Raw genomic sequence first — 2,238 nt, 5'->3', positions numbered from 1 at the left:
CGCTTCAGCGGCAGTTAAGGTGAATTCTCCACCCCACTTCCCCGGGCCGTTGAACAAACCACTGCACGTGGACAAGCCAGTGAGTTAAACATTCACAAACATAATAAAAGTTTGAAATATTTATAGGGCAAATGTGACAGAATCTTCTAAAAATAGAAAACGAGTTGCTGGTGGGGCAGCAACCGGCGGTGGGATAAATTTTCAAGCGGCTGTATCTGCTATTGCCTGCGTATATATGATAAGGGGTATACAAGCTTCCTGGCTTGAAAAAATTGCGGACGATATTCCCGTTGCCATCGATGCTGAAACAGGTGGCGCTGGTGATGATATTCGACTCCTCATTAAATCCGGTAAAATCGTTGAAGCCCAAGTAAAGAAAGGTCTTAGGTCGGGAAGCAAATTATGGGATTCATTAATTAGTATGGCAACCGCGATTAAAGCACGTAAGATTGATTATGGTCTTTTAATCGTATCTCCGACTAGCAGTAATACAATCACAGAACAATTGGCCAACGATATTATACGACTTGGGGATGGTCGTTCTGATAATATCTCAAAAATTGGAACACAGTTGGTAGAAAAGCTAACTGAAAAAGGCCTGTCGGTCTTAGACAGCTGCAAGTGTATTCGTATTAAAACTATAAATGCCATAACTGGAAATCAAGCTGACATTCTTGCTGCGAGAAGTGAACTCAAGAATCTTTGTTCAGACCAAAACCAAGTCGTTGCAGCTTGGAATTCCATATATAAAGATTCCCTTTATTTAATAGAACATCGTGGACGTAGAGATGTTTCATCAGCATTGCGCGTATTGAATACTGACGGTGTAAGGCTTGAAAAAAATAATTCAACGGCACCAATGCTCTTGCTCAAAAAGCTTACCAATTGGACATTCATAACCCACTCCTATTTTTCAATCTTCGGTATTAATAAAAAACTTCGGGTCGATGAAGCGTCAATCCCCCTCCGAGCAGTGGTACAAGATGAGATTCAAATAAAAAATGAAAGTATAGCAGAAGCTCTTAAAAAATATCAAACTTGGGATAGCCGTTCAGTAGATAGAAATGCTGTAGTTGTCGACCCAGAAACTCTCGCACGATTTGTCACGCGCACAATTCTGATAGGTGGCCCTGGAATGGGAAAGACAACACTGTTGAAAAAAATTGCACGTCGCTATAGCGAGGATAATATTCCCATTCTTAATGTTCGGCTAATTTCTGTTGCGTCACGTATGCGAGCCGGAAATAGTTTCGAAGAGGCTATTTTTGACCTGGGCTTGGATGGGAGCAACTTATCACCAAAAGTGGTAAAGCAAGCGGCTTTTCCAAACTGGCTTTTGCTCTGTGATGGACTTGATGAATGCGGAAAATTGCAAGAAGATGTAGCTGCCGGTATTGCTCGTTTTTCGATGGGACACCCTAATTGTCGAGTAATAGTTACAACGAGACCTATTGGATACGATACAGCTCATTTTAGTGATTGGCGGCACTATTATTTAGAACCATTAGAATCCTCATCGGCTCCTGCTTATTTAATGACTCTCCTATCCGAGAGTATTACAGAAGGGGTAACATTACAGTACAATATTAATAAATTATGCTCAACTGAATTGAAAAGAGAAGAAACGAGTAAGGTTATTTCCAGAAGTCCCCTGCTATTAGGCCTTGCCGCGTCAATCATTGTTAGAGGTGGGCATTTGAGTACTACCAAGGAACGGTTATTTGAACAAATATTTGAACTAATTGATGAGGTCCCAAATTCTCGAATACCAGTGCCACCAGCTCCGGCTGTGTTTCTTAAATGCTTTCTTAATATTCTTGGCTGGCAAATAACAGCACAACCTTTAAGCCGTATAGAAGATACGCTCAACCGCTGTGCTGAAGACTTTGCATGCGAAACAGGAAGTCGGCTGTTAAAGGCCCGTGCAGATTCAGAAGCTTACCTTCAATATTGGATAGACGTTGGTATGATTGAAAGACTCGGTCACGGTTATGAAGAAACATTAGTATTCATTCATAAAAGTTTTGGCGAATTTGCAGCCGCACGTCACCTAAAATCTATGGATGTTAAGAAACAACAAGCTGCAATAGCCAGTATTGTTGATTCCCAAGACTGGTCAGAGGTTATCCGATTTGCAGCCATATTAGATTCTTATCTCTTATTTTCGTGTTGTTTTGGCAAAAGAATTATGTAGACTACTCATAACTATTTGCCAATTCAGGGATTATCACCATTGAT

At 40.8% G+C, this 2,238-nt stretch carries 1 protein-coding gene; it reads left to right on the top strand.

The window, feature by feature from the left end; all coding sequences use genetic code 11:
• Window positions 1–133 precede the first annotated feature (133 nt).
• Window positions 134–2,194, top strand: a complete 2,061-nt coding sequence (locus tag B9A32_RS20860; protein WP_084072116.1) for an NACHT domain-containing protein — start codon at window positions 134–136, stop codon at window positions 2,192–2,194.
• Window positions 2,195–2,238: the final 44 nt, after the last annotated feature.

The sequence above is a fragment of the Desulfocicer vacuolatum DSM 3385 genome (genome assembly GCF_900176365.1).
GTDB lineage: Bacteria > Desulfobacterota > Desulfobacteria > Desulfobacterales > Desulfobacteraceae > Desulfocicer > Desulfocicer vacuolatum.
The sequence above is the reverse complement of the archived record's forward strand: the minus strand, read 5'-3'. Positions and strand labels throughout refer to the sequence as shown.